Source organism: Rhodoferax sp. OV413 (genome assembly GCF_900104385.1).
Lineage (GTDB): Bacteria > Pseudomonadota > Gammaproteobacteria > Burkholderiales > Burkholderiaceae_C > Rhodoferax_B.
The window spans coordinates 397,013-420,257 of sequence record NZ_FNJA01000003.1 but is presented as its reverse complement, the minus strand read 5'-3'; the positions used below and the strand labels follow the sequence as shown (position 1 = coordinate 420,257).

The following is a 23,245-nucleotide window of genomic DNA, read 5'->3' as shown; positions in this document are numbered from 1 at the left end:
AAATGGCTTGGGGGCTGGGATTGTTAATAGATAAAACGGGCGTTGCGATCGGGCAAGGTCAAGGCGTAAAGCCATGACCACCTTGCAGAATACGCACGCCATTCCGTTGCGCAAAAAAGTGCGCAAGGGGCTGCACCAGGGGCTGCGCAAGGCGATTGCGTTTCTGCCCCGGAAAATCCGTTTCTCGATTTACCGTTCGTTTGTTAATTGCGACCTGCACCCTGACGAGCGCCTGGTGCTGAAGATTGCCGACACCCAGGACGAGCTGGAAGCCTGCTTCAAACTGCTGCACGACGCCTATGTGGCCAGCGGATTCATGAAGCCCGACCCCTCAGGCCTGCGCGCTACCATCTACCACGCGCTGCCTACCACCACCACGCTGTGCGCCAAGTTCGATGGCGAGGTGGTGGGCACGATTTCGCTGATACGGCAAAGCGCGTTTGGTTTTCCGCTGCAGGCGATCTTCGACCTGAGCGATATCCATGCCGAGAAGGGCAAGATTGCCGAGGTGTCGGCGCTGGCGGTGCACCCCAACTTCCGCAAGACCGGGGGGGCGATCCTGTTCCCGCTGATGAAGTTCATGTACCAGTACTGCAGCACCTTCTTTGATACCGTCCATTTGGTGATCGCGGTCAACCCCGACCGGATCGAGATGTACGAGTCGCTGCTGTTCTTCAAGCGGCTGCAGGCGCATGAGGTACAGGAATACGATTTTGCCAACGGGGCGCCGGCCGTGGGTGCGAGTTTGAATTTGACGACCGTTCCTCTCATATTTAAGAAAGTATATTCAGGCAAGAAAAAGAAAAAAGATCTGTATTTTTATTTTATTAAAAGCCGGATTAAAAATATTATCTTGCCGACCCGCCGGTATTTCACCACCAACGACCCGGTGATGACGCCGGCTATGCTGGATTACTTCTTCAACCAGCGCACCCAGGTCTTCAAGAAGCTCAGCGAGCGCGAGAAGATTCTGCTCGACTCGATCTACAACCTGCCCGAATACAAGGCCGTGATCCCTCCGGTGCCTGCGTCGGATGCGCCGGGTGGCGGCTTGCGCCAGCACCAGCGCTATTCGCTCAAGTGCCGCGGCCAGCTGGCGGTGGGCAGCGGCGCCGATGCCCGCTCCGTGGAGCTGCAGCTGGTCGAGCTGTCAGACGACGGCTTCCAGGCCCATTCCCGGTCGCGCTTGCCGCTGTTCATCTGGTCTCCTGCGCAGATCCAGCTGGGTGCCTCCGAGGCGTCCAGCCTGCAGGTGATGGCGGTGCGCAGCGAGGCGCGTGGCGACGAGCACTACTACGGCTTCAAGCTGGCCGAGCCCGACCTGGCCTGGCGCAAGTTCGTCACCGCGCTGCAGTCGGGCATCACCGCCAAAGACCTGGACAACGCCAGCCTGTTCCTGATGGGCCACCAGCCTGACTTCGATGCCACCACCGCGCCGCAGTACCTGGACGGCGTCGAGTTCGACGACACCGACCGCCGGCCTTAGAACGTGTTCAAGGTCTTTTTGGGGCCGCGCAGGTATCTTTTCGGGATGCGCTGCTAGGCGCAAAACCCAAGCCAAGGCTTCTGCCTTGGCTGGTTTTGTAACGACGCAGAGCGCCCGAAAATGTACCTGCCCTTCGGGTTGGGGTGAAATCGGGCGATTTGTCTGCCGTAGCCCTTGCATGGGCAGGGAGCCCATGTTGCGGTCTCCGACAACCAACTCATCCCGATTGCACCCCAACGCGGCCCCAAAAAGACCTTGAACACGTTCTTAGTCGCGCTTGCTGGCTGGCGTTAAAGTCCACGCACTATGTGGATCGACACGCACTGCCATCTGGATGCCCCGGAATTTGGACCCAACCATGCTCTGGCACTGGATCTGCGTGCGCAAGCAGCTATTGAAAATGTAGCGTTGTGCGTGCTGCAGGGCGTGATGGCCAGCAACTTCGACACGGTGCGGCTGCTGGCCCATCGCACCCAAGACGCGTATGCACTGGGCATCCACCCGCTGTTCGTGCCGCGCGCCCAGGACGGCGATCTGGACCTGCTGGACCAGGCGCTGACCGCGCACCGCGATGACCCGCGGCTGGTGGCGGTGGGCGAGATCGGGCTCGACTACTTTGTGCCCACGCTGCAAGAGCCGGCCATGCTGGCGCGCCAGCAGCTGTTCTACCGCGCCCAGTTGAAGCTGGCCAAGAAGCACGGCCTGCCGGTGATCCTGCATGTGCGCCGCAGCGCCGACCATGTGCTCAAGCATTTGCGCGCCGTGGCTGGGCCGGGCGGCCGCTGGCTGGGCATTGCCCACGCCTTCAACGGCAGCCCGCAACAGGCCCAGGCCTTTATCGATTTAGGGCTGAAGCTGGGCTTTGGCGGCGCCATGACCTTCGATGCGGCGAACCAGCTGCGGCGACTGGCCAGCAGCCTGCCGCTGGACGCGCTGGTGCTGGAGACCGACGCGCCCGACATCCCACCACACTGGCTGTACGCCACCGCCGCCCAGCGCGCGGCGGGCCAGGCCCAGGGCATCAACTCGCCGGTGGAACTGCCGCGCATTGGCGCGGTGCTGGCCGGGCTGCGCGGCGTGGCGGTGGACGAGGTCGAGGCGGCGACCACCCGCAATGCACTGGCCGCCTTGCCGCGTTTGCAGGCCTTGGCCGTATGAGCCGGCTGGTCGGCTTGCCGCCGCTGGTGTCGGCCGATACCCGGCTGGTGGTGCTGGGCAGCTTTCCCGGTGCGGCCTCGCTGGCGGCCCAGCAGTATTACGGCCATAAGCAGAACCAGTTCTGGCGCATATTAAGTGCCATTTATGCCGCTGACGCAGACACGATCTGCGCAGGAAGCTATGAATACCGTAGCAACTGGATGCTCTCCAAAGGCCTGGGTCTGTGGGATGTGTACGCCAGCTGCGAGCGCGAGGGCAGCCTGGACGCGCAGATCCGTAAAGCCGAGGTAAATGATTTCGCCGCCCTGCGCCAGCGCTGTCCCGGGCTGCAGGCCGTCGCGCACAATGGGGCCGAGAGTTTTCGCCACGCCGACCAACTGGCCGAGCTGGGCCTGCCCACCGTCCGCCTGCCATCCACCAGTCCGGCCAATGCCAGCTGGAGTTTTGCGCGCAAGCTGGCCGCGTGGCGCGATGTGTTTGAACAATATGGAATGATTTGATGGCCCGTAAATCTGCCGCCACGGCAACCTCCGCCCTGCCCGAAGTCAACTTTTGTGACTACGGCGATGTGCGCACTCTGCACCTGGGCACCGAGTGGGTCCAGGGCTCGATGCTGCTCGACATGCCTTTTGATATCGAGCTCGAATATGTGCAGCGCATGATGGCCTGGCTGCTGTTCGTGCCGCCCAGCAGCGTGGGCAAGCGGCATGCGATGCAACTCGGCCTGGGGGCCGCGGCGCTGACCAAGTTCTGCCGCAAGAAGCTGCGCATGAACACCACCGCGGTGGAGCTGAACCCGCAGGTGGTGTCGGCCTGCCGCTTCTGGTTCAAGCTGCCGCCCGACGACGAGCGCCTGCACATCGTGCTGGGTGACGCCGCGCTGAAGATCCAGAACAGCGACTGGGCCGCCACCGTGGACGCGCTGCAGGTCGACCTGTACGACCAGGACGCGGCCGCGCCGGTGCTGGACAGCGCCGACTTCTATGCCGACTGCCGCAAGCTGCTGACCGACGAGGGCTGCATGACAGTGAACCTGTTTGGCGAGGCCAGCAGCTATCCCGCAAGCGTGGAGAAGATCACCGCCGCCTTCGGCGCCGATGCGGTCTGGGCCTTCAAACCCACGCGCGAAGGCAATACCGTGGTGCTGGCCCAGCGCACGCCCAGCCGGCCGTCGCGCGAGGACCTGCTGGAGCGCGCCGATGCCATCCAGACCCGCTGGGGCCTGCCGGCGGCCAAATGGTTGAAAGTCTTCAAACCCGTTATAGCCTGATTAGCCTGATTTTTCGAGAGGGGCGCCCGCCATGAAAGTTGCCACACCCGCGCTGGCCAAGACGGCCTACCAGGGCCCGGTCCATTGGCGTTTGCTGGTCGAATGGCTGGCCGAGGACGGCGTGATTGCCGCCGCCGAGCAGCAGCGCACCATCGCCCGTTGCTCGCAGGCCGAAAGCGCCCAGCCGGCCCTGGTGCGCCTGGCCAGCGTGGCCATGCAGCGCGCTAGCGACGGCAAGCCGCTGGACATCGAGATGCTGACCCAGTGGCTGGCGGGCCGTGCCGGCCTGGCGTATCTGCGCATCGATCCGCTGAAGGTCGAGGTCGGCAAAGTGGCCGACACCATGAGTGCCGTCTACGCCGAACGCCACAAGGTGCTGCCGGTGCAGGTCACCAGCTCTGAGGTGGTGGTGGCGACCAGCGAGCCCTTCTTGACCGACTGGATGGGCGAGGTGGAGCGCCAGTCGCGCCGCAGTGTGCGCCGTGTCGTGGCCAGCCCGCTGGAGATCCACCGCTTCACCGCCGAGTTCTATGCGCTGGCCAAGTCGGTCAAGGCGGTACAAAAAGCCGGCGGCAATATCGGCGCGGGCAGCTTCGAGCAGCTGGTCGAACTGGGTCGCACCAACAAGCAGCTGGACGCGAACGACCAGGGCGTGGTGCAGGTGGTCGACTGGCTGTGGCAGTACGCCTTCAACCAGCGCGCCAGCGACATCCACCTGGAGCCGCGGCGCGAGCAGGGCGTGATCCGCTTCCGCATCGACGGCGTGCTGCACCCGGTGTATCAGATGCCCATGGGCGTGATGAACGCCATGGTGGCGCGCATCAAGCTGTTGGGCCGCATGGACGTGGTGGAAAAGCGCCGCCCGCTGGACGGCCGCATCAAGACCCGCAATCCGCGCGGCGACGAGGTGGAAATGCGCTTGTCGACCCTGCCCACCGCCTTCGGCGAGAAGATGGTGATGCGGATCTTCGACCCCGACACGGCCGTCAAGGATCTGGACGCCCTGGGCTTCACCCCGCACGATGCACAGCGCTGGGAGTCGCTGGTGAAGCGGCCGCACGGCATCATCCTGGTGACCGGGCCCACCGGTTCGGGCAAGACTACCACGCTGTATTCGACGCTGAAGCGCGTGGCCACCGAAGAGGTCAATGTCAGCACAGTGGAAGACCCGATCGAAATGATCGAGCCCAGCTTCAACCAGACCCAGGTGCAGCCGCAGCTCGACTTCGGCTTCACCGAAGGCTTGCGCGCGCTGATGCGGCAGGACCCGGACATCATCATGGTCGGCGAAATCCGCGATCTGGCGACTGCCGAGATGGCGATCCAGGCGGCGCTGACCGGCCACTTGGTGTTCTCCACCCTGCATACCAACGACGCGCCTTCGGCTTTGACGCGGATGATGGAGCTGGGCGTGCCCGCCTATCTGCTGAATGCCACTGTGCTGGGCGTGCTCGCCCAGCGCCTGGTGCGTACCCTGTGCAAGCAGTGCCGCGCGCCCGACGAGGCCCTGGCCCGCGAAACCCTGGCCGAGGCCATCAAGCCCTGGAAGATCAGCGCCAGCTACACGCCCTACAAGCCGGTGGGCTGCGTGGACTGCCGCATGACCGGCTTTCTGGGCCGCATGGGCGTGTACGAGTTGCTCACCGTGTCCGAGGCTTTCAAGAAGAAGGTGAACCAGAGCCCGAGCATCGACGAACTGCGCCGCCAGGCCGTGGCCGACGGCATGCGCCCGCTGCGCCTGGCCGGTGCCTTGCGGGTGGCCGAAGGCCTGACCACGCTGGACGAAGTGCTGTCTACCACGCCGCCTTTGGAGTGAACAGCGGCCCTGGGTAACCCAGGCACAAGCGACGGTCCGTACGTGGAATCCCTCACTCTTTTCCTAGGGTGAACCCGTGCCAGTCGCGCAAGACCTTCCAACCATAATCGCCCCACTGATATTTTTGTCGCTGGTTTGTTATTTTTGGGAGATCCGTACGTGTTAATCAAAAGTCAGAAGGATTTTTTCTCCGGACTGATGTTCATGGGCGTGGGTGTGGCATTCGCTTGGGGCGCTACCACCTACACCGTGGGCACCGGTGCCCGGATGGGGCCAGGGTATTTCCCTCTGGTGCTGGGCGTGGTGATGGCGATTCTGGGCGCGATCATCACCTTCAAGGCGCTGGTCACCGAGACCGAAGGCGGTGACAAGATTGGCAAGTGGGCCTGGCGCCCGCTGTTCTTCATCCTGGGCGCCAATCTGGCCTTCGGGGTGCTGTTGGGCGGCTTGCCCAGCATCGGCTTGCCTGCCATGGGCTTGATCATCGCCATCTACGCGCTGACCCTGATCTCGGCCAAGGCCGGCGAGAAGTTCGTCTTGCGCGACGTGTTGATTCTGGCCACCGTGCTCGCCATCGGCAGCTACCTCGCCTTCATCTTGCTGTTGAAGCTGCAGATCCAGGTCTGGCCCACATTCATTACCGGTTAAGGGATTCCCATGGATTTGCTAAGTAATTTGGCGCTGGGCTTCGGCGTCGCTTTCACCCCGATCAATCTGCTGTATGCGTTGATCGGCTGTATCTTGGGTACGCTGATCGGCGTGCTGCCCGGCATTGGCCCGGTGGCCACCATCGCCATGCTGTTGCCCGCGACCTATGCGCTGCCACCCGTTTCGGCTCTGATCATGCTGGCCGGTATCTACTACGGCGCGCAATACGGTGGCTCCACCACCGCCATTCTGGTGAATCTGCCAGGGGAGTCGTCCTCGGTGGTGACTGCGATTGACGGCTACCAGATGGCCCGGCAGGGGCGGGCGGGGCCGGCGTTGGCGGCTGCGGGTATAGGCTCGTTCTTCGCCGGTTCGGTGGGTACGCTGATTCTGGCGGCCTTTGCACCGCCGCTGACCGAAATTGCTTTCAAGTTCGGCCCGGCCGAATACTTCTCGCTGATGATTCTGGGCCTGATCGGTGCCGTGGTGCTGGCTTCGGGCTCGCTGCTCAAGGCTGTGGCCATGATTCTGCTGGGTCTGTTGATCGGCTTGGTCGGTACCGACGTGAATTCGGGTGTGGCGCGTTTCAGCTTCGATATCCCCGAGCTGACCGACGGCCTGGGCTTCGTGGCCATCGCCATGGGTGTGTTTGGCTACGGCGAAATCATCAGCAACCTGGCCCAGCCAGAGGACGACCGCGAGGTGTTCACCGCCAAGATCAGCGGCATGTTCCCGACCAAGCAGGACTTCAAGGACATGTTGCCGGCCATGCTGCGCGGCACCACACTGGGCTCGGCTCTGGGCATCTTGCCTGGCGGCGGCGCGCTGTTGGCTTCGTTTGCCAGCTATGCGCTGGAAAAGAAGATGAAGATGAAGCCCGGCGAAATCGCTTTCGGCAAGGGCAACATCCGCGGTGTGGCAGGCCCTGAGTCGGCCAACAATGCGGGTGCGCAAACCTCCTTCATTCCGTTGTTGACGCTGGGTATTCCACCGAATGCCGTGATGGCGCTGATGGTCGGTGCGATGACCATCCACAACATCCAGCCTGGTCCCCAGGTGATGACCAGCAACCCCGAGCTGTTCTGGGGCCTGATCGCTTCGATGTGGATCGGCAACCTGATGTTGGTGATTCTGAATCTGCCGCTGATCGGCATGTGGATCAAGCTGCTGTCGGTGCCTTACCGCTTCCTGTTCCCGTCCATCGTGCTGTTCTGCGCGATTGGCGTGTACTCCACCAACAACAACACCTTCGACATCTGGCTGGTGGCGGGCTTCGGCTTCATCGGCTACCTGTTCAACAAGCTGGGTTGCGAACCGGCGCCCTTGTTGCTGGGCCTGATCCTGGGCCCGATGATGGAAGAAAACCTGCGCCGCGCCTTGCTGTTGTCGCGTGGCGACTGGAGCGTGTTCGTGACCCGTGGCCTGTCTGCCAGCCTGTTGGCTGTGGCGGCGCTGATGGTCATCATCGTGCTGCTGCCTTCGGTGAAGAGCAAGCGCGAAGAAGCCTTCGTCGAAGACTAAAGCGTTCCCCGCTCCCGCAAAACGGCACCTTCGGGTGCCGTTTTTTTTGGCGACGGCAGGGTACGCCAAACACGATGCTGGGGAATGGAGGTTCAACCTAGAATGGGCTTCCAACGCACATCCTATCTGCACCAGTGGCTACAAAAAATATAGCGAGCGGCCTGCTGCTCGCACTCGTGGGCTCGATCGCCTTCAGCGGCAAGGCCATCATCGTCAAGCTGGCCTACCGCTACGGCGTCGATGCCGTGACCCTCATCATGTACCGCATGCTGTTTGCGTTGCCCATCTTCGCCATCATGGCCTGGTGGTCCAGCCGCGGTAAGCCGCCGCTGAGTGCCAAGGACTGGTGGGGCGTGCTGGGCCTGGGCTTTACCGGCTATTACTTGGCGAGCTTTCTGGACTTTGCCGGCCTGGGTTACATCAGCGCATCCCTGGAACGCCTGATCCTCTACCTGAACCCGACCCTGGTGGTGGTGATGGGCTGGCTGCTGTACCGCAAGCCCATCACCCGCATCCAGGTGCTGGGCATGGCGGTCTGCTACTGCGGCGTGGTGCTGGTGTTCGGCCACGAGATCAACCTGCAGGGCGCGAACGCCGGCCTGGGCGCCTTGCTGGTGTTCGGTAGCGCGGTCAGCTATGCGATCTACCTGGTCTACAGCGGGCAGATGGTGCAGCGCCTGGGTTCGCTGCGCCTGGTCGGTCTGGCAACCACCGTGGCCTGCGTGTTGTGCCTGCTGCAGTTCGTGCTGCTGCGGCCGATGGCGGCCGCCCAGGTAGCGCCCGAAGTCATCTGGCTATCGGTGCTGAACGCCACCGCCTGTACCGCCGCCCCGGTACTGATGGTGATGATGGCGATTGAACGGCTGGGCGCCGGACTGGCGGCCCAGGTCGGCATGGTTGGCCCGATGTCCACTATCCTGATGGGTGTGCTGATCCTGGGCGAGCCTTTCACCGCCTGGGTGGCTGCCGGCACGGTGCTGGTGGTGTCCGGCATTTATGTATTTACCCGCAGTGGGCGTTGATCAAAGGAGAGACCATGGACTTGGGAATTTCGGGCCGTTGGGCCTTGGTGTGTGGGGCCAGCAAAGGCCTGGGCTGGGGCTGCGCACAGGCGTTGGTGCGCGAGGGGGTGAACGTGCTGATCGTCGCCCGTGGCGCTGAAGCCTTGGCGGCTACTGCTGCAAAATTAATAGCTGACAACGCAGGAACCAGTAGCGCCAGCGTGCTTTTTTGTGCTGCAGATATCACCACGCCAGAAGGCCGGGCCGCAGTGTTTGCGATCCGCAAGGATTTCGACATCGTGGTCACCAACGCCGGCGGCCCGCCGACCGGCGACTTCCGCAGCTGGGACCGCGAGGCCTGGCTGAAAGCGGTGGACGCCAACATGCTGACGCCGATCGAACTCATCAAGGCCACGGTGGACGGCATGGCCGCGCGTGGCTTTGGCCGCATCGTCAACATCACCAGCAGTGCGGTGAAAGCGCCTATCGACGTGCTGGGTCTGAGCAATGGCGCACGCAGCGGCCTGACGGGCTTTGTGGCCGGCGTGGCGCGCAGCCCGCTGGCGGGGCAGGGTGTGACCATCAACAACCTGCTGCCGGGCTCGTTTGACACCGACCGCCTGCGCGGCAACATGCAGGGCGCGGCCGCCAAAACTGGCAGCAGCGTGGACGCGGTGGCCGACGCCCGGCGCAAGACCATTCCAGCCCAGCGCTTTGGCACGCCAGAAGAGTTTGGCGCGGTCTGCGCGTTCCTGTGCAGCGCCCAGGCCGGCTACATCACCGGCCAGAACGTGCTGGTCGATGGCGGCGCCTATCCTGGCACTTACTGAGCGTTCTTCAGCGCTTCTAGCGCCTGGGTGACTTCATCCAGGGCCACGCCCTCGGCAGGCTGCAGGTTGCCCAGGGCGGCCAGGCCTTCGGCCTGCAGCTGGGCAATTGCCCGGCCGGCGTCCTTGGGCGCATCGAAGCCGGCGCTGAGTAACAGCAGACGGCCTTGTGCATCGACCAGCTTGAAGTGGAACTTGCCGTCGGCCTCGCGGTACTGCTTGAAGCTGGGCAGCGCCGCCTTGGCCACCTTGGCCGACTTCTGCACGGCCTGGGCCCGCAGATCGCGCAGGCCCACCGCGTGGCGCAGCTTGGCGATGAACGGGGTGGCGGTCTGGCGGGCCTTGGCGGCGCCGGCCAGCAAGATGTCTTCCACCTGTCCGGGGTTGTCCATGTAGGACTGGTAGGCCTCGCGCATGGGCGCGATTTCGCGGTCTATGCGTTCGAACAACACTTGCTTGGCGTCGCCCCAGGCAATGCCGTCGGCGTAGGCCTGGCGCAGGCTGGTGGTTTCTTCTTCGCTAGCGAAGGCCTGGTAGATCTGGAACAGGGCCGAGCCCTCGGTGTCCTTGGGCTCGCCGGGCGCGCGCGAATCGGTGAGGATGCCGGCAATCAGCTTGCGCAGCTCGGCCCGCGGGGTGAACAGCGGAATCGTGTTGTCGTAGCTCTTGCTCATCTTACGGCCGTCCAGGCCGGGCAGGGTGGCCACGGATTCTTCAATCAGCGCCTCGGGCAGCACGAAATGCTCGCCGTACACATGGTTGAAGCGCTGGGCGATGTCGCGCGCCATTTCGATGTGCTGGATCTGGTCGCGGCCCACGGGTACCTTGTGGGCGTTGAACATCACGATGTCGGCCGCCATCAGCACGGGGTACATGAACAGGCCGGCGCTGATGTCGGCGTCCGGATCGGCCTGTGCGGCCAGGTTCTTGTCTACCGAAGCCTTGTAGGCATGGGCACGGTTCAGCATGCCCTTGGCACTCATGCAGGTCAGCAGCCAGGTCAGCTCGGGGATTTCCGGGATGTCGGATTGGCGGTAGAAGGCCACGCGGTTCGGGTCCAACCCGGCGGCCAGCCAGCTGGCGGCGATCTCCAGAGTCGAGCGCTGGATGCGTGCCGGGTCGTCGATCTTGATCAGTGCGTGGTAGTCGGCCAGGAAGTAGAAGCTCTCCACCCCCGGCGCCAGGCTGGCGCGCACCGAGGGGCGGATCGAGCCCACGTAATTGCCCAGATGGGGAGTGCCCGAGGTGGTGATGCCAGTTAGAACGCGTGAGGAAGTCATAAACAGTTAATCAACGGATCAAGAAGGTCAGGGGGCTGAGCAGAATATCCAGCAGGCCGAAGGTCAGGCCCATCACCGGCTGCAGCCACAGGCTGCTGACGATGCCCGAAATCACCAGGGCCATCACGATGAAGAAGCCCCAGGGTTCGATGCGCGAGACCAGGGCGGCCTGCCGATACGGCAGCAGGCCGACCAGAATGCGGCCACCGTCCAGCGGCGGCAGCGGGAACAGGTTGAAGGCGAACATCACCACATTCACCAGCATGCCGGCCTTGCACATCCGGAGGAAAAATGGCTCGGCAATGCCCGCACCCACCAGTAGATACAGCAGCACGCCCCACAAGAAGGCCTGGATCAGATTGGCGCCCGGGCCGGCCAAGGCCACCCAGACCATGTCGCGCTTGGGGTTGCGCAGGTTGCCGAAGTTCACCGGCACCGGTTTGGCATAGCCGAACAGGAAGGCGCCGGAGGTGGCGAAATACAGCAGCAGCGGCATCAGAATTGTGCCCACCGGGTCGATGTGCTTGACCGGATTCAGCGTGATGCGCCCCATCCGGTAGGCGGTGTTGTCGCCAAAATGGTGGGCGATATATCCATGAGCTGCCTCGTGCACCGTGATGGCAAACAGCACGGGCAGGGCGTAGATGAGGACGGTTTGGATCAGGTGTTGGATATCCACGGAGCGTATGTCTCAGGGCTTAGGGTTTAGAGGCCAATGGCAGCCAGGTCGCCCCGGCCCTGGCGCACCAGCACCGGGTCGCCGCCGGTGCCCATGTCGGTCAGGTCGATGACGGTGGTGGGCTCCAGCGGGCAGGCACCGGCATCCAGCACGGCGGCGATCTGGTGTTCGAAGCGTTCGCGTATGGCTTCTGCGTCGTTCAGTGGATCGGTTTCACCCGGGGGTATTAGCGTGGTTGCCAGCAGGGGCGCGCCGTGCATTTCCAGCAAGGCTTGCAGGGTTTTGTGATCGGGTACGCGCAAGCCTATGGTCTTGCGCGAGGGGTGGCTCAGGCGGCGCGGCACTTCCTTGCTGGCTTCCAGGATGAACGTGTAGGGGCCAGGCGTGGCGGCCTTGAGCAGGCGGTACTGTTTGTTGTCCACCCGGGCGTAGTTGGCCAGTTCGCTGAGGTCGCGGCACAGCAGGGTTAGGTGGTGTTTGTCATCCACCCCGCGTGTGCGGCGCAGCAGATCTGCTGCGGCCTTGTCGTCCAGATGGCAGACCAAGGCATAGCTGGAGTCGGTGGGTACTGCCACCAGCTTGCCTTGCCCCAGCAGGGCCACGGTTTGCTTGAGCAGGCGGGCCTGGGGATTGTCGGGGTGGATTTCGAAGTACTGTGCCATGGGGTGATTATCAGGATTCAGCCGGTTGGACAGAAATGCGGCTTTCCCGCACGGTCAGCCAGGCGCCGGCAGCGCCGCAGACCGCTACCAGCAGTATGCCCAGGGTCGCCCATTGGTCGGGCACATGGGAAAACACCAGCCAGCCGCCGAGCATGGCAAAGCCGATCTGCCCGTACAAAAACGGAGTCAAGGTGGCTGCCGGGGTGCGGGCATAGGCCAGGATCAACAGGAAGTGGCCCACCGTGGCCATCAAACCCATCAACAGCATGCCGCCCCACAGGCGCCAATCGTGGATGGGAACCCAGAAGAACGGTACCGCCAGCGAGGCCACCACGGTGCCGATCCAGCCGGTGTAGAAATGCATGGTGAACGGGTCTTCGGTCTTGGCGAGGCGACTGGTCAGTACCTGGAACCAGGCATTGGTGGCCACCAGGCCCAGCGGCAGCAGGGTGGCCCAGCTAAAGGCATCGCCACCGGGGCGGATGATGATCAGCGTACCGACAAAGCCGCCCACGACCAGCACCCAACGCAGAGCCGATACGCGGTCGCCTAGGAGCGCTGCCACCAGTGTGATGACCAGCGGAGTAATCATCACGATGGCGGTGAATTCGCCCACCGGCATGTGTTTCAGGCTCAGGAACGACAGCAAGCTGCTGGTCAGCAGCAGCACGCCACGCAGGCATTGGAATCGGGGGTGCGCGGTGCGCAACAGCGCCATGCCGCGCAAGGGCAGCATGGCGGCTGTGGTAACCGAGGCCTGGAAGAGATAGCGAACCCATAGCGCCATCAGCAAGGGCACGCTGGCGCTGGTCCATTTGGTGGTGGTATCCAGGGTGGCAAAGCACGCGACCGCCACTGTGACCAGCGCAATGCCGGCCAGCGCAGATGCCGGGCGGCTCACTGGATGCGGTCCGCGAGCAACTCCCATACCGGCGTCAGATCGCCCGGCAGGTAGGGCAGGGTGCCCAGGTCGGTATGGCTCTCGTCCGGGCTGTGGAAGTCGCTGCCGCGCGATGCCGCCAGGCCGAATTCCCGCGCCATGTCGGCGTATTCCACGTATTCGGCTACGGTATGGCTGCCGGTCACCACCTCGACCCCTGTGCCGCCATGGGCCTTGAATTCGCTGAACAGCGCGTACTCTTCGTTGGCGGAAAACTTATAGCGGCCCGGGTGGGCGATCACCGCCAAGCCACCCGTCTGGGTTATCCAGCCGACGGCGTCCTTGAGCGTGGCCCAGCGGTGCGGCACATAGCCGGGTTTGCCTTCGGTCAGGTATTTGCGGAACACCTCGTAGGTGTCTTTGCAAACCCCCGACTCCACCAAAAAGCGGGCGAAATGGGTGCGCGAAATCAAAGCGGGGTTGCCGACAAATTTGAGGGCGCCTTCATAGGCATCGCGAATGCCCACCGCTGCCAGGCCGGCAGCCATCTCCATGGCCCGTGCGCCGCGACCACCGCGCGTGGCTTCTAGGCCTTGTTGGATCAATGGGTTGTTGGCGTCAAAACCCAGCCCGACGATGTGTACGGTTTCACCGGCAAAGGTGACGGAAATCTCGGCGCCGGTCAGGTACTTCATGCCGTGGGCCTTGGCGGCGGCGGCTGCGCGTTGCTGACCACTCACTTCGTCATGGTCGGTCAAGGCCCAGAGCTCGACTCCGTTGGCGCTGGCGCGGGCGGCGAGTTGTTCGGGCGTCAAGGTGCCGTCGGAGACGACCGAGTGGCAATGGAGGTCGGCGTTGAGTATGGAGGTCACGATTTGATTTTAGGCGCTATGGGTTTTCCCTGCCCCGGCAGCGCCAAATCTGCGGACCATAAAAAAACCCGCTGGGTAAGAGCGGGTTTTTTCGTGGGACTGGAAGACCAGACTGAATTACTTCAGCTTGATTTCCTTGTAGTCCACATGCTTGCGAGCTTTGGGATCAAACTTGCTGATCAACATCTTCTCGGGCATGGTTTTCTTGTTTTTGGTCGTGGTGTAGAAGTGCCCCGTACCCGCTGTAGATTCCAGCTTGATTTTTTCGCGTCCGCCTTTGGTTGCCATGATTCAGCTCCTTATGCTTGGCCACGTGCGCGCAGATCGGCGAGCACAGAGTCGATGCCATTTTTGTCGATCAAACGCAGACCGGCGTTGGAGATGCGCAAGCGGATCCAACGGTTTTCTGTTTCGACCCAGAAGCGGCGGTATTGCAGGTTCGGCAGGAACCGACGTTTGGTTTTGTTGTTGGCGTGGGAGACATTGTTCCCAACCATTGGGCCTTTGCCCGTGACTTCACATACGCGTGCCATGAGGACACTCCAATCAAAGCCGTGGTGGCGTGAAAGCTACCCCGGCCAATTAACGGCGAATCGCCGCACCTCGCCACCTAAGCGGTGGCGGTAAAAGTAATTTACCAAGCTCAATTGGCACCCGAAAGCACCAGCCAAATTCAGTAAAGCCTATGATTATAGCCTTGTCCTGGAAATTCTTGCTGGACAGGCTTTGGGGCGTAATTTCGGGCATGAAAAAGCCCGCTACTTTTGGGGTAGCGGGCTTCTTGGTATGTGGTGCCGGAGAGATGAATCGAACACCCGACCTTCTCATTACGAATGAGCTGCTCTACCGACTGAGCTACACCGGCACATTAGCCTTAGATTATAGCTTGGAGAAGTAGCTGGCTACTTTTTCCACTTCATTTTTTGATCCCAGCACCACGCTGACGCGTTCGTGCAGCTTTTGCGGCACGATGTCCAGGATGCGCTGGGTGCCGGTGCTGGCGGCGCCGCCGGCTTGTTCGACCAGCCAGCCCATGGGGTTGGCTTCGTACATCAGGCGCAGTTTGCCGGGCTTGCCGGGTTCGCGCTTGTCCCAAGGGTAGAGGAAGATGCCGCCGCGGGTCAGGATGCGGTGCACGTCGGTCACCATGCTGGCGATCCAGCGCATATTGAAGTCCTTGCCGCGCGGGCCTTCCGTGCCTTGCAGGCAGTCGTCGATGTAGCTTTTCACCGGGGTGTCCCAGTGGCGCATATTGCTCATGTTGATGGCGAATTCCTGGGTGTCGGCCGGGATCTGCACGTTTTCCTGCGTCAGGAAGAACGAGCCTTGTTCGCGGTCCAGGGTGAACATGGCGACACCGTTGCCCACCGTCAGCACCAGAGTGGTTTGCGGGCCGTAGAGGCAGTAGCCTGCGGCGACCTGGTTCTTGCCGGGTTGGAAGAAGTCTTGCTCGACCACGGCGGCATCGCTTGGGGGCTTCTTCAGCACGCTGAAGATGGTGCCGATGCTGACGTTCACATCGATGTTGCTGGAGCCGTCCAGGGGATCGAACAGCAGCAGGTATTCGCCCTGCGGGTAGCCGTTGGGCACGGCATGAATTTCTTCCATTTCTTCCGAGGCCATGGCCGCCAGGTGGCCGCCCCATTCATTGGCTTCGATCAGCACTTCGTTGGCAATGATGTCCAGCTTCTTCTGGATTTCGCCTTGCACGTTTTCCGAGTCGGCGGTGCCGAGCACGCCGCCCAGCGCGCCCTTGTTGACCGCGTGGCTGATGCCTTTGCAGGCGCGGGCCACGACTTCGATCAGCAGACGCAGCTGCGATGGGATCAGGCCGTCTACGCGTTGCTGCTCGACGAGGTAGCGGGTGAGAGAGATGTTTTGGGACATGGGGTTCCTTATTTAGTCGGCCAATGCGCGGGAGACTACCTCGCGCACGTCGTTGCTCAGATCGGTCTTGGCGGCTACCCGCACCAGCGCTTCGCGGGCGGCGCTGCGGTAGGGTTCGGCCAGGTTCTTCCAACGGTCCAGGGCGCGCGCCAGGCGGGCGGCCACCTGGGGGTTGATGCCGTCGAGCTCAATCACGCGTTCGCTCCAGAACACATAGCCTGCGGCGTCGCGGCGGTGGAAGGCGCCGGGATTCGCGCTGCAGTAGCTGAACACCACGCTGCGCGCGCGGTTCGGATTGCGCAGGCTGAAGTCGGGGTGCTTCATCAGCTGGCGCACCGCCGGCAGGATGTTGCCATCGCGGTCGGTGGCGCCAGCTTGCAGGGCAAACCATTTGTCCAGCACCAGGGCTTCGTCCTTGAACAGCGCATGGAAGCGCGGCAGCGCCTGCGCCGCCAGCGGATGGCCGCTGGAGACCAGCGCGGCCAACGCGTTGAAGCGGTCGGTCATGTTGCCCGCGTCCTTGAAGCGTTGGTAGGCCTTGCCGGGCCAGACCACATCGCCGCTGGTCTGCGCAGCCAGGCACAGCTGGCTCAGCGCCATGCCGGTGAGCGCGCGGCGGCCGCTGGACAGTGGGTCGGGGCGGTAGGCTCCGGTGTCGCCGTAGGTCTCGTAAGCCCAGGCCCAGTCGGCGGTGAGCGCTTGCGCGAGCTGGTTGCGCATGGCTTCGCGCACCGCGTGGATGCGCTGCGGGTCGACCACGTTCAGCTGTTCGGCCAGATAGGTTTCGGATGGCAGGGTCAGCACCAGCTCTTTGAAGGCGGCATCCAGGTCTGGATGGCGCAGCACGCTGCGCATCGCTTCAATATAGGCATCATTTAGCGGTTTGATGCCCGCTATATCTGCGTCACTAGCTATTAATGTGATAGCGGATCGGACGGCCAGGCGCTGGCCGGCTTCCCAGCGGTTGAAGGCGTCGCTGTCATGCGCCAGCAGGGTCAGCAGCTGGGCGTCGGTGTAGTCGTACACCAGCACCACCGGGGCCGAGAAGCCGCGCAGGATGCTGGGAACGGGCTCGGCGTCCAGATTCACGAAGGTCAGCGTTTGCGTCGCTTCGGTCATCACAAAGGTGTAGGGTGCGGTCAGCGTGTTGCCGTCCGCGCTCTGCAGTGGCAGGGCGCTGCCATCCTGCGTCAGCAGGCCCAGGCCGATAGGGATCACGAACGGCTCTTTGTGCTCCTGGCCCGGCGTCGGCGCGCAGGTTTGCGACAGGGTCAGCGTGTAGCTGCGTGCGGCTGCGTCATAGTGGCCCACGGCCTGCACGCGCGGCGTGCCGGCCTGGCTGTACCAGCGCTTGAACTGGGGCAGTAGGCGCGCCAGGTCCGACTGCGGGTTGGCGTCGGCAATCGCCTGGGCGAAGTCGTCGCAAGTCACGGCCTGGCCATCGAAGCGTTCGAAATACAGCGTCATGCCCTTGGCGAAGCCGTCGCGGCCCACCAAGGTCTGCATCATGCGCACCACTTCCGCGCCTTTTTCGTAGATGGTGACGGTGTAGAAGTTGTTGATCTCGATGTAGCTGTCAGGCCGCACCGGGTGGGCCATCGGGCCCGCATCTTCGGGGAACTGGGCGGTACGCAGCACGCGCACGTCTTCTATGCGCTTGACAGCCTTGGCCGACGGGTCGCGGCACAGGTCCAGGCTGAACTCCTGGTCGCGGAAGACGGTCAGGCCTTCCTTCAGGCTCAGCTGGAACCAGTCGCGGCAGGTGACGCGGTTGCCGCTCCAGTTGTGGAAGTACTCGTGGCCGACCACCGACTCGATGTTCGCGTAGTCGGTGTCGGTGGCCGTGGCCTGGTTCGCCAACACGTACTTGGTGTTGAAGATGTTCAGGCCCTTGTTTTCCATCGCGCCCATGTTGAAGTCGCTGGTGGCGACGATCATGAAGCGCTCCAGGTCCAGCGGAAGGCCGAAGCGGGCTTCGTCCCAGGCAATCGACGCCATCAGGGAGTGCATGGCGTGCTCGGTCTTGTCCAGGTCGCCGGGGCGCACGAAGACTTGCAGCAAATGGTCTTTGCCATTGCGCGCGCTGATGCGCTGCTCGCGGCTGACCAGTTGGCCGGCCACCAGGGCGAACAGGTAGCTGGGCTTGCGGAACGGGTCTTCCCACTTGGCAAAGTGGCGGCCATCGTCCAAGGGGCCGTGGTCGACCAGGTTGCCATTGCTCAGCAGCACCGGGTACTTGGCCTTGTCGGCGCGCAGGGTCACGGTGTAGGTGGCCATTACGTCCGGGCGGTCCAGGAAGTAGGTGATGCGGCGGAAGCCTTCGGCCTCACACTGGGTGAAGAAGGTGTCGTTGCTGACGAACAAGCCCATCAGCTTGGTGTTCTTGGCCGGTGCGCAGGTGGTGAAAATTTCCAGATCAAAGGCGCCGTCTTCGGCGCCCGGCAGGCTTTCCAGCACCAGCTGGTTGCCCTCGATCTTGAACGAAGCGCCTTGGCCGTTGACCAGCACACGGGCCAGGTTCAGCTCTTCGCCGTCGAGGCGCAGCGCTTGCGCGGGCACATCGGGATTGCGGCGCATGCGCATCTTGTTGAGCACGCGGGTTTTGGCCGGGTCCAGGTCGAAGCAGAGCTCGACCGTGTCGATCCAGAAAGCCGGCGCGGTGTAGTCGGCCCGGTGGATGGCTGTCGCCTGTCCTTCACGATACATGGAGGTTCCCCAGAAAGTTCGATTGCAAGAGTTCGTCGTAGTTGCGCACGCAGGTAATCACGTGCGGCCCGGCCAGCTCTTCGGGTGTATTTGTGGTGCAGATGCCGACGGCACGCATGCCAGCCCGGCGAGCAGCTTCTATGCCAAAAGGCGCATCTTCGAAGACGATACAGTGCTCTGGAGCAATGCCCACACGCTCTGCTGCTGCCAAAAAGATAGCGGGCGTAGGCTTGCCGCTAAGGCCCTCGTCGCCGCGGGCGATTGCGTCGGGCGGCGGTGCCATCTTCAGATGGCCGAGGGCGAATTCCACGTTGTGGATGTCGCCCGCCGTGCCCACGCCGACCTTCAGGCCGCGCGTCCGGGTGGCCGCGTAGAAGGCGCTGAAGCCGGCCACTTCCTTGAAGATGGGGCCGAAGATGTCGCGGTACAGGCGCTCTTTCTCGTGCACCAGCTCCCAGGCCAGGGCATCGTCCATATCCGGCTGGTCCAGCAGCAGGCGCACGCATTCCAGGCCGGTGCGGCCGGTGGTGCGGCGCATCAGCTCGTCGATGTCCATGTCAATGCCGTGCTTTTTGGCAAAGTCCTGCCAGGTGGAGGCATGGTGCGGCATAGAGTCGATCATGGTGCCGTCCATGTCGAAGATCAGGGCCTTGGTGGGCTGAGCGAAAAGAGCTTGCATTAAACGCCTTGTTTCAGAGAGGCTTCGATGAAGATGTCCAGATCGCCGTCCAGCACCTTTTGCGTGGCCGAGACTTCGACATTGGTGCGCAGGTCCTTGATACGGCTGTTGTCCAGCACATAGCTGCGGATCTGGTGGCCCCAGCCTACATCGGTCTTGGTGTCTTCCAGCTTTTGCTGGGCCTCTTGCTGCTTGCGCAGTTCGAAGTCATACAGGCGCGAGCGCAGTCGCTTCCAGGCCACGTCGCGGTTGCTGTGCTGGCTGCGGCCGTCCTGGCACTGCACCACGATGCCGGTCGGGATGTGCGTCAAACGCACGGCCGAATCGGTCTTGTTGATGTGCTGGCCGCCGGCGCCGGACGCGCGGAAGGTGTCGGTGCGCACGTCGCTGGGATTGATCTCGATCTCGATCGAGTCGTCGATTTCGGGGTACACAAACACGCTGGCAAAGCTGGTGTGGCGGCCGCCCGACGAGTCGAACGGGCTCTTGCGCACCAGGCGATGCACGCCGGTCTCGGTGCGCAGCAGTCCGAACGCGTATTCGCCTTCGATCTTGATGGTCGCGCCCTTGATGCCGGCGGTGTCGCCGTCTGTGATGTCTTCCACGGTGGCGGTGAAGCCCTTGCGTTCGGCGTAGCGCAGGTACTGACGCAGCAGCATGCTGGCCCAGTCGCAGGCTTCGGTACCGCCGGCGCCGGCCTGGATGTCCAGGAAGCAGGGCAGGGGGTCGGCCGGCTGGTTGAACATGCGGCGGAATTCCAGCGCCTCGACTTCGGTGGCCAGGCTGGCGGTTTCGGTCTCGATGGTGATCAGGCCGTCTTCGTCGCCTTCTTCCTTCGACATCTCGAACAGCTCGGTGTTGTCGGCCAGCTCACGGGTGAGCTTTTCCAGCGCCAGCACCACGCCGTCGAGCAGTTTCTTCTCTTTGCCCAGTTCCTGGGCTTTCTTCGGGTCGTTCCAGACGCTGGGGTCTTCTAGCGAGGCATTGACGGTGCGCAGGCGCTCGGCTTTGGCATCGACGTCAAAGATACCTCCGTAAATCTTCGGTACGCACGCTCAGGCTGCTGAGTTGGTTGCCAATGGTGTTGATGCGTTCTGCTTCCATGAGAGTCTTCCTTGAGTGCACTGGCCGGCTGCGGGAGCCGGCCAATTGAGTGAGCCGATGGCGTAACCCATTATTTTCTCACGCCTCTCATGACGCCCGGGCGGCAGGCCGGGCTTTTGCTGCTTCAGGCCAAAAGCGGTTTGCCCAGGCCGGGCGCGGCGCCGCTGAGCCGGAACACCGACACCGTGCGCACCAGCTCGGCTGCCTGGTGCTGCAGGCTGTCGGCGGCGGCCGCGCTTTCTTCCACCAGGGCGGCGTTTTGCTGGGTGGTCTGGTCGATCTGGGTCACGGCTTCGCTGATCTGCTGCACGCCGCGGCTTTGCTCCTGGCTGGCGGCGCTGATCTCGCCCATGATGTCGGTGACGCGGCGGATCGACGCCACCACCTCCTGCATCGCCGCACCGCTTTCGTCCACCAGGGCCGAGCCCTGGGCCATGCGCTGCACGCTGGTCTGGATCAGGGCTTTGATCTCGCGGGCCGCGTCGGCACTGCGCTGGGCCAGTAGGCGCACTTCGCTGGCCACCACGGCAAAACCGCGTCCTTGCTCGCCCGCCCGTGCGGCTTCGACAGCGGCATTCAGCGCCAGGATGTTGGTTTGGAAGGCAATGCCATCAATGACGCCGATGATGTCGGAGATCTTGCGCGAGGCTTCGGTGATGCCGGTCATGGTGTCAGCCGCGCGGGTGAAGACCTCGGAGCCATGCACGGCCACGCTGGACGCCTTCACCGCCAGCTGGTTCGCATGCTCGGCGCCGTCGGTGTTCTGCCGGATGGTGGCGCCCAGCTCTTCCATGGAGGCGGCGGTTTGCTCCAGCGCCGAGGCCTGCTCTTCGGTGCGCGAGCTCAGGTCGTGGTTGCCCGCGGCGATCTCCTGGCTGGCGCTGGACACGCTTTCGGCGCTGGAGCGCACGGTGGCGACCACGGTGGACAGGCTGGTTTGCATGCCGTGCAGCGCGTTCAGCAGGTCGGCCAGCTCGTCTTTGCCCGACACGGCCTGGGCGGCGGTCAGGTCGCCGCTGGCCACCGACTGCGACACCCCCAGCGCATGGCCGAGCCGGGTGGTGATGGTGCGGCTGAAGCGCCAGCTGGCCAGCATCACGGCAATGCAGGCCGCCAGCATGATGGTCAGGCTGATGGTGGTGGCGCGCTGGCCGGTGCTGGCGGCCATGTCGGCGACGGCGCGGCTGTCGGTGCCTATGGCCTGTGCTGCATCGTCCAATAGCTTGCTGGGCTCGCGGTCCATGCCTTGCACCGCCTTGTCGCCCACCGCCGAATCGAAGTCGGCGCCCTTAAAGGCTTCCAGCCCTTTGCGGTAGGCCGCACCCATGGTCTGGTGGGATTGCGCAAAGCGCTCGACCAGGCTGCGCGCCCCGCCGGGTGGCAAGGCTTGTTGCAGGGCGCTGGCGGATTGGGCGATTTCGCTCTCTTTGGTTTGGAATGCCTTCCAGTAGCGGTCCAGCTGCTCGGGGTTTTTGCCGCGCAGCAAGATGTTTTTCCATTCCTGCACCTGGACCTTGAAGTCGTTGAGCAGGTTGGAAATGGCTCGTTCGTGCGCGTGGCTGGTTTGCACCGTGGTCTGGTAGGTGTTCAGCGAGCGGTTCAGCTGGTAGATGCCGAACAGTGCGGCACACAGGACTAAGACCAGCGCAGCGGCAAACGCCAGCGGAAGTTTGAGGCTTAGTTTCATGGGGTATCGCTGGTGTAGCGCCTGTAGCCAATGACGTTTACATAGTGGCACAGAACCCCGGGGCACGCTATTGGCCCGTCTGCTATTGAATTGAGAGCTGGTGGCGCTGGATTTGCCTGCGCTACAGCCCTAAAAGACTTGCATTTCAGGCAAAAAAATCTTCGATCAAACGCGCCAGCTGCTGTGGCTGGTCGTGGTGCAGCATGTGGCCGGCGTCTTGTACCACGGCCAGGGTGGCGTTGGGCACGGATTGCAACCGCTGGTGGTATTCGTCCAGCGTATAGCCCAGGCCCCAGCGGGCCAGGCTGTCGTCCGAGGCTTCCACCGCCAGGGTGGGCGCCGTGATGCGCTGGTACACGGCCAGCACCTCGTCGACTCGGAACAGCTGGGCGCCGCGCAGCTTGTGGGCCGGGTCGCCCAGGATTTGCCAGACGCTGCTGCTGTCGGCCAACGTCTGCGGCTGGGCCCAGTGCTGGGCCAGCCAGTCGGCCTTGTCGGCGGGCAGACGGCGGTTGGTCTTCACCAGGCGCTGGGCCACGCCGGGCAGGTCGGCATAGGTTTTGAGCGCCATCTCACCGCGGTGCAGGCTGTGCAGGCCGTCCATCCATTCGGCATAGCGTCCCGGCGCCTGCGACGGCCGGGTGGCGGGCATGCCAAAGCCTTCCAGGTTGACCAGCCGGCGGATGCGCGCCGGGCGGATGCCCGCGTACAGCATGGCGATGTGGCCGCCCATGCTGTGGCCCACCAGGTCGACCGCCTGGCCGGGGGCGTAGTGGTCGAGCAGAAAGTCCAGGTCGCCCAGGTAGTCGGGAATCCAGAAGCTGTCGACCCCGCCGCTGCCGGTCAGGCCAAAGCCGCGCCAGTCGGGGGCGATGATGTGGCGGTCCTCGGCCAAAGCGTCCACCATGAACTGGTAGCTGGCCGCCACGTCCATCCAGCCGTGCACCAGCACCAGCGGCGGCTGGCCAGGCGTGGGCTGGCCCCATTGGCGCACGTGGTAGGGGATGGTTCGCAAGGTGGTGAATTCGCTGCGGGAATGGCGTAGGGCTTGGTACATGCCGCGATATTAGCCATGCAGCGGG

The 23,245-nt window shown here is 63.4% G+C and carries 22 protein-coding genes and 1 tRNA gene; 9 read left to right on the top strand and 14 right to left on the bottom strand.

All coding sequences use genetic code 11. The features are described from left to right. Positions 1 to 73: 73 nt before the first annotated feature. The 9 genes from BLT66_RS13655 (at position 74) to BLT66_RS13615 (ending at position 9,730) form a co-directional block, all read left to right on the top strand. Positions 74 to 1,486 (top strand): GNAT family N-acetyltransferase, encoded by a 1,413-nt coding sequence (locus BLT66_RS13655; protein WP_092758251.1) that lies wholly within the window; start codon positions 74 to 76, stop codon positions 1,484 to 1,486. A 306-nt stretch (positions 1,487 to 1,792) separates the two neighbouring features. Next, positions 1,793 to 2,644 (top strand): TatD family hydrolase, encoded by an 852-nt coding sequence (locus tag BLT66_RS13650; protein WP_092758250.1) that lies wholly within the window; start codon positions 1,793 to 1,795, stop codon positions 2,642 to 2,644. Next, the gene (locus tag BLT66_RS13645) at positions 2,641 to 3,144 is read left to right on the top strand and encodes a DNA-deoxyinosine glycosylase (RefSeq protein ID WP_092758249.1); all 504 of its coding nucleotides are present in this window, start codon (positions 2,641 to 2,643) and stop codon (positions 3,142 to 3,144) included. The genes BLT66_RS13650 and BLT66_RS13645 overlap by 4 nt, the downstream gene beginning before the upstream one ends. After that, complete coding sequence (locus BLT66_RS13640; RefSeq protein WP_176955049.1) at positions 3,144 to 3,914, top strand: class I SAM-dependent methyltransferase; 771 nt, start codon at positions 3,144 to 3,146, stop codon at positions 3,912 to 3,914. Before BLT66_RS13645 ends, BLT66_RS13640 begins: the two co-directional genes overlap by 1 nt. A gap of 31 nt (positions 3,915 to 3,945) precedes the next feature. After that, positions 3,946 to 5,730, top strand: coding sequence for a type IV pilus assembly ATPase TfpB (locus BLT66_RS13635; protein WP_092758247.1), 1,785 nt, complete (start codon positions 3,946 to 3,948; stop codon positions 5,728 to 5,730). Between the two features lie 159 nt (positions 5,731 to 5,889). Next, positions 5,890 to 6,378 carry a tripartite tricarboxylate transporter TctB family protein gene (locus BLT66_RS13630; RefSeq protein ID WP_092758453.1) on the top strand — a complete coding sequence of 163 codons (489 nt, stop codon included), beginning with the start codon at positions 5,890 to 5,892 and terminating at the stop codon, positions 6,376 to 6,378. Between the two features lie 9 nt (positions 6,379 to 6,387). Continuing rightward, the gene (locus BLT66_RS13625; protein WP_092758246.1) at positions 6,388 to 7,899 is read left to right on the top strand and encodes a tripartite tricarboxylate transporter permease; all 1,512 of its coding nucleotides are present in this window, start codon (positions 6,388 to 6,390) and stop codon (positions 7,897 to 7,899) included. 134 nt (positions 7,900 to 8,033) lie between these two features. After that, positions 8,034 to 8,921, top strand: coding sequence for a DMT family transporter (locus tag BLT66_RS13620; RefSeq protein ID WP_255406896.1), 888 nt, complete (start codon positions 8,034 to 8,036; stop codon positions 8,919 to 8,921). A 14-nt stretch (positions 8,922 to 8,935) separates the two neighbouring features. Further along, on the top strand, positions 8,936 to 9,730 hold the full coding sequence (locus BLT66_RS13615) for an SDR family oxidoreductase (RefSeq protein ID WP_092758244.1): 795 nt from the start codon (positions 8,936 to 8,938) through the stop codon (positions 9,728 to 9,730). On the opposite strand, the gene BLT66_RS13610 is transcribed toward BLT66_RS13615, so the two are convergent. The 14 genes from BLT66_RS13610 to BLT66_RS13545 form a co-directional block, all read right to left on the bottom strand. Beyond that, a complete protein-coding gene (locus BLT66_RS13610; RefSeq protein ID WP_092758243.1) occupies positions 9,724 to 11,007 on the bottom strand; it encodes a tryptophan--tRNA ligase in 1,284 nt (427 codons plus the stop codon). The genes BLT66_RS13615 and BLT66_RS13610 overlap by 7 nt on opposite strands. A gap of 10 nt (positions 11,008 to 11,017) precedes the next feature. Continuing rightward, complete coding sequence (locus BLT66_RS13605) at positions 11,018 to 11,686, bottom strand: site-2 protease family protein (RefSeq protein ID WP_092758242.1); 669 nt, start codon at positions 11,684 to 11,686, stop codon at positions 11,018 to 11,020. Between the two features lie 26 nt (positions 11,687 to 11,712). Then, positions 11,713 to 12,348 (bottom strand): L-threonylcarbamoyladenylate synthase, encoded by a 636-nt coding sequence (locus tag BLT66_RS13600; protein WP_092758241.1) that lies wholly within the window; start codon positions 12,346 to 12,348, stop codon positions 11,713 to 11,715. Positions 12,349 to 12,358: 10 nt separating this feature from the next. Continuing rightward, positions 12,359 to 13,276, bottom strand: coding sequence for a DMT family transporter (locus BLT66_RS13595; RefSeq protein WP_092758240.1), 918 nt, complete (start codon positions 13,274 to 13,276; stop codon positions 12,359 to 12,361). Further along, a complete protein-coding gene (locus BLT66_RS13590) occupies positions 13,246 to 14,100 on the bottom strand; it encodes a 3',5'-nucleoside bisphosphate phosphatase (RefSeq protein WP_092758239.1) in 855 nt (284 codons plus the stop codon). Before BLT66_RS13590 ends, BLT66_RS13595 begins: the two co-directional genes overlap by 31 nt. Positions 14,101 to 14,217: 117 nt before the next feature. After that, on the bottom strand, positions 14,218 to 14,388 hold the full coding sequence (rpmG, locus tag BLT66_RS13585; RefSeq protein WP_076198758.1) for a 50S ribosomal protein L33: 171 nt from the start codon (positions 14,386 to 14,388) through the stop codon (positions 14,218 to 14,220). Positions 14,389 to 14,399: 11 nt separating this feature from the next. After that, positions 14,400 to 14,633 carry a 50S ribosomal protein L28 gene (rpmB, locus tag BLT66_RS13580; protein ID WP_077560348.1) on the bottom strand — a complete coding sequence of 78 codons (234 nt, stop codon included), beginning with the start codon at positions 14,631 to 14,633 and terminating at the stop codon, positions 14,400 to 14,402. Between the two features lie 256 nt (positions 14,634 to 14,889). Beyond that, positions 14,890 to 14,965, bottom strand: a tRNA-Thr gene (locus BLT66_RS13575). A 14-nt stretch (positions 14,966 to 14,979) separates the two neighbouring features. Beyond that, positions 14,980 to 15,987: a class 1 fructose-bisphosphatase gene (locus BLT66_RS13570; RefSeq protein ID WP_092758238.1), complete on the bottom strand. Its 1,008-nt coding sequence runs from the start codon at positions 15,985 to 15,987 to the stop codon at positions 14,980 to 14,982. 12 nt (positions 15,988 to 15,999) lie between these two features. Beyond that, entirely contained in the window at positions 16,000 to 18,693 is a 2,694-nt protein-coding gene (gene pepN / locus BLT66_RS13565; RefSeq protein WP_092758237.1) for an aminopeptidase N, read from the bottom strand. Then, the gene (locus BLT66_RS13560) at positions 18,683 to 19,372 is read right to left on the bottom strand and encodes an HAD family hydrolase (protein ID WP_092758236.1); all 690 of its coding nucleotides are present in this window, start codon (positions 19,370 to 19,372) and stop codon (positions 18,683 to 18,685) included. The genes pepN and BLT66_RS13560 overlap by 11 nt, the downstream gene beginning before the upstream one ends. Next, positions 19,372 to 20,476, bottom strand: a protein-coding gene (gene prfB / locus BLT66_RS13555; RefSeq protein WP_143029217.1) for a peptide chain release factor 2 whose coding sequence is annotated in 2 segments (ribosomal slippage) — positions 19,372 to 20,394 and positions 20,396 to 20,476 — 1,104 coding nt in all. Because the reading frame shifts where the segments join, the coding sequence is not laid out codon by codon here. Before prfB ends, BLT66_RS13560 begins: the two co-directional genes overlap by 1 nt. Positions 20,477 to 20,600: 124 nt before the next feature. Beyond that, on the bottom strand, positions 20,601 to 22,163 hold the full coding sequence (locus tag BLT66_RS13550; protein WP_092758235.1) for a methyl-accepting chemotaxis protein: 1,563 nt from the start codon (positions 22,161 to 22,163) through the stop codon (positions 20,601 to 20,603). Between the two features lie 145 nt (positions 22,164 to 22,308). Next, entirely contained in the window at positions 22,309 to 23,220 is a 912-nt protein-coding gene (locus BLT66_RS13545; protein WP_092758234.1) for an alpha/beta fold hydrolase, read from the bottom strand. Between the last annotated feature and the right edge of the window lie 25 nt (positions 23,221 to 23,245).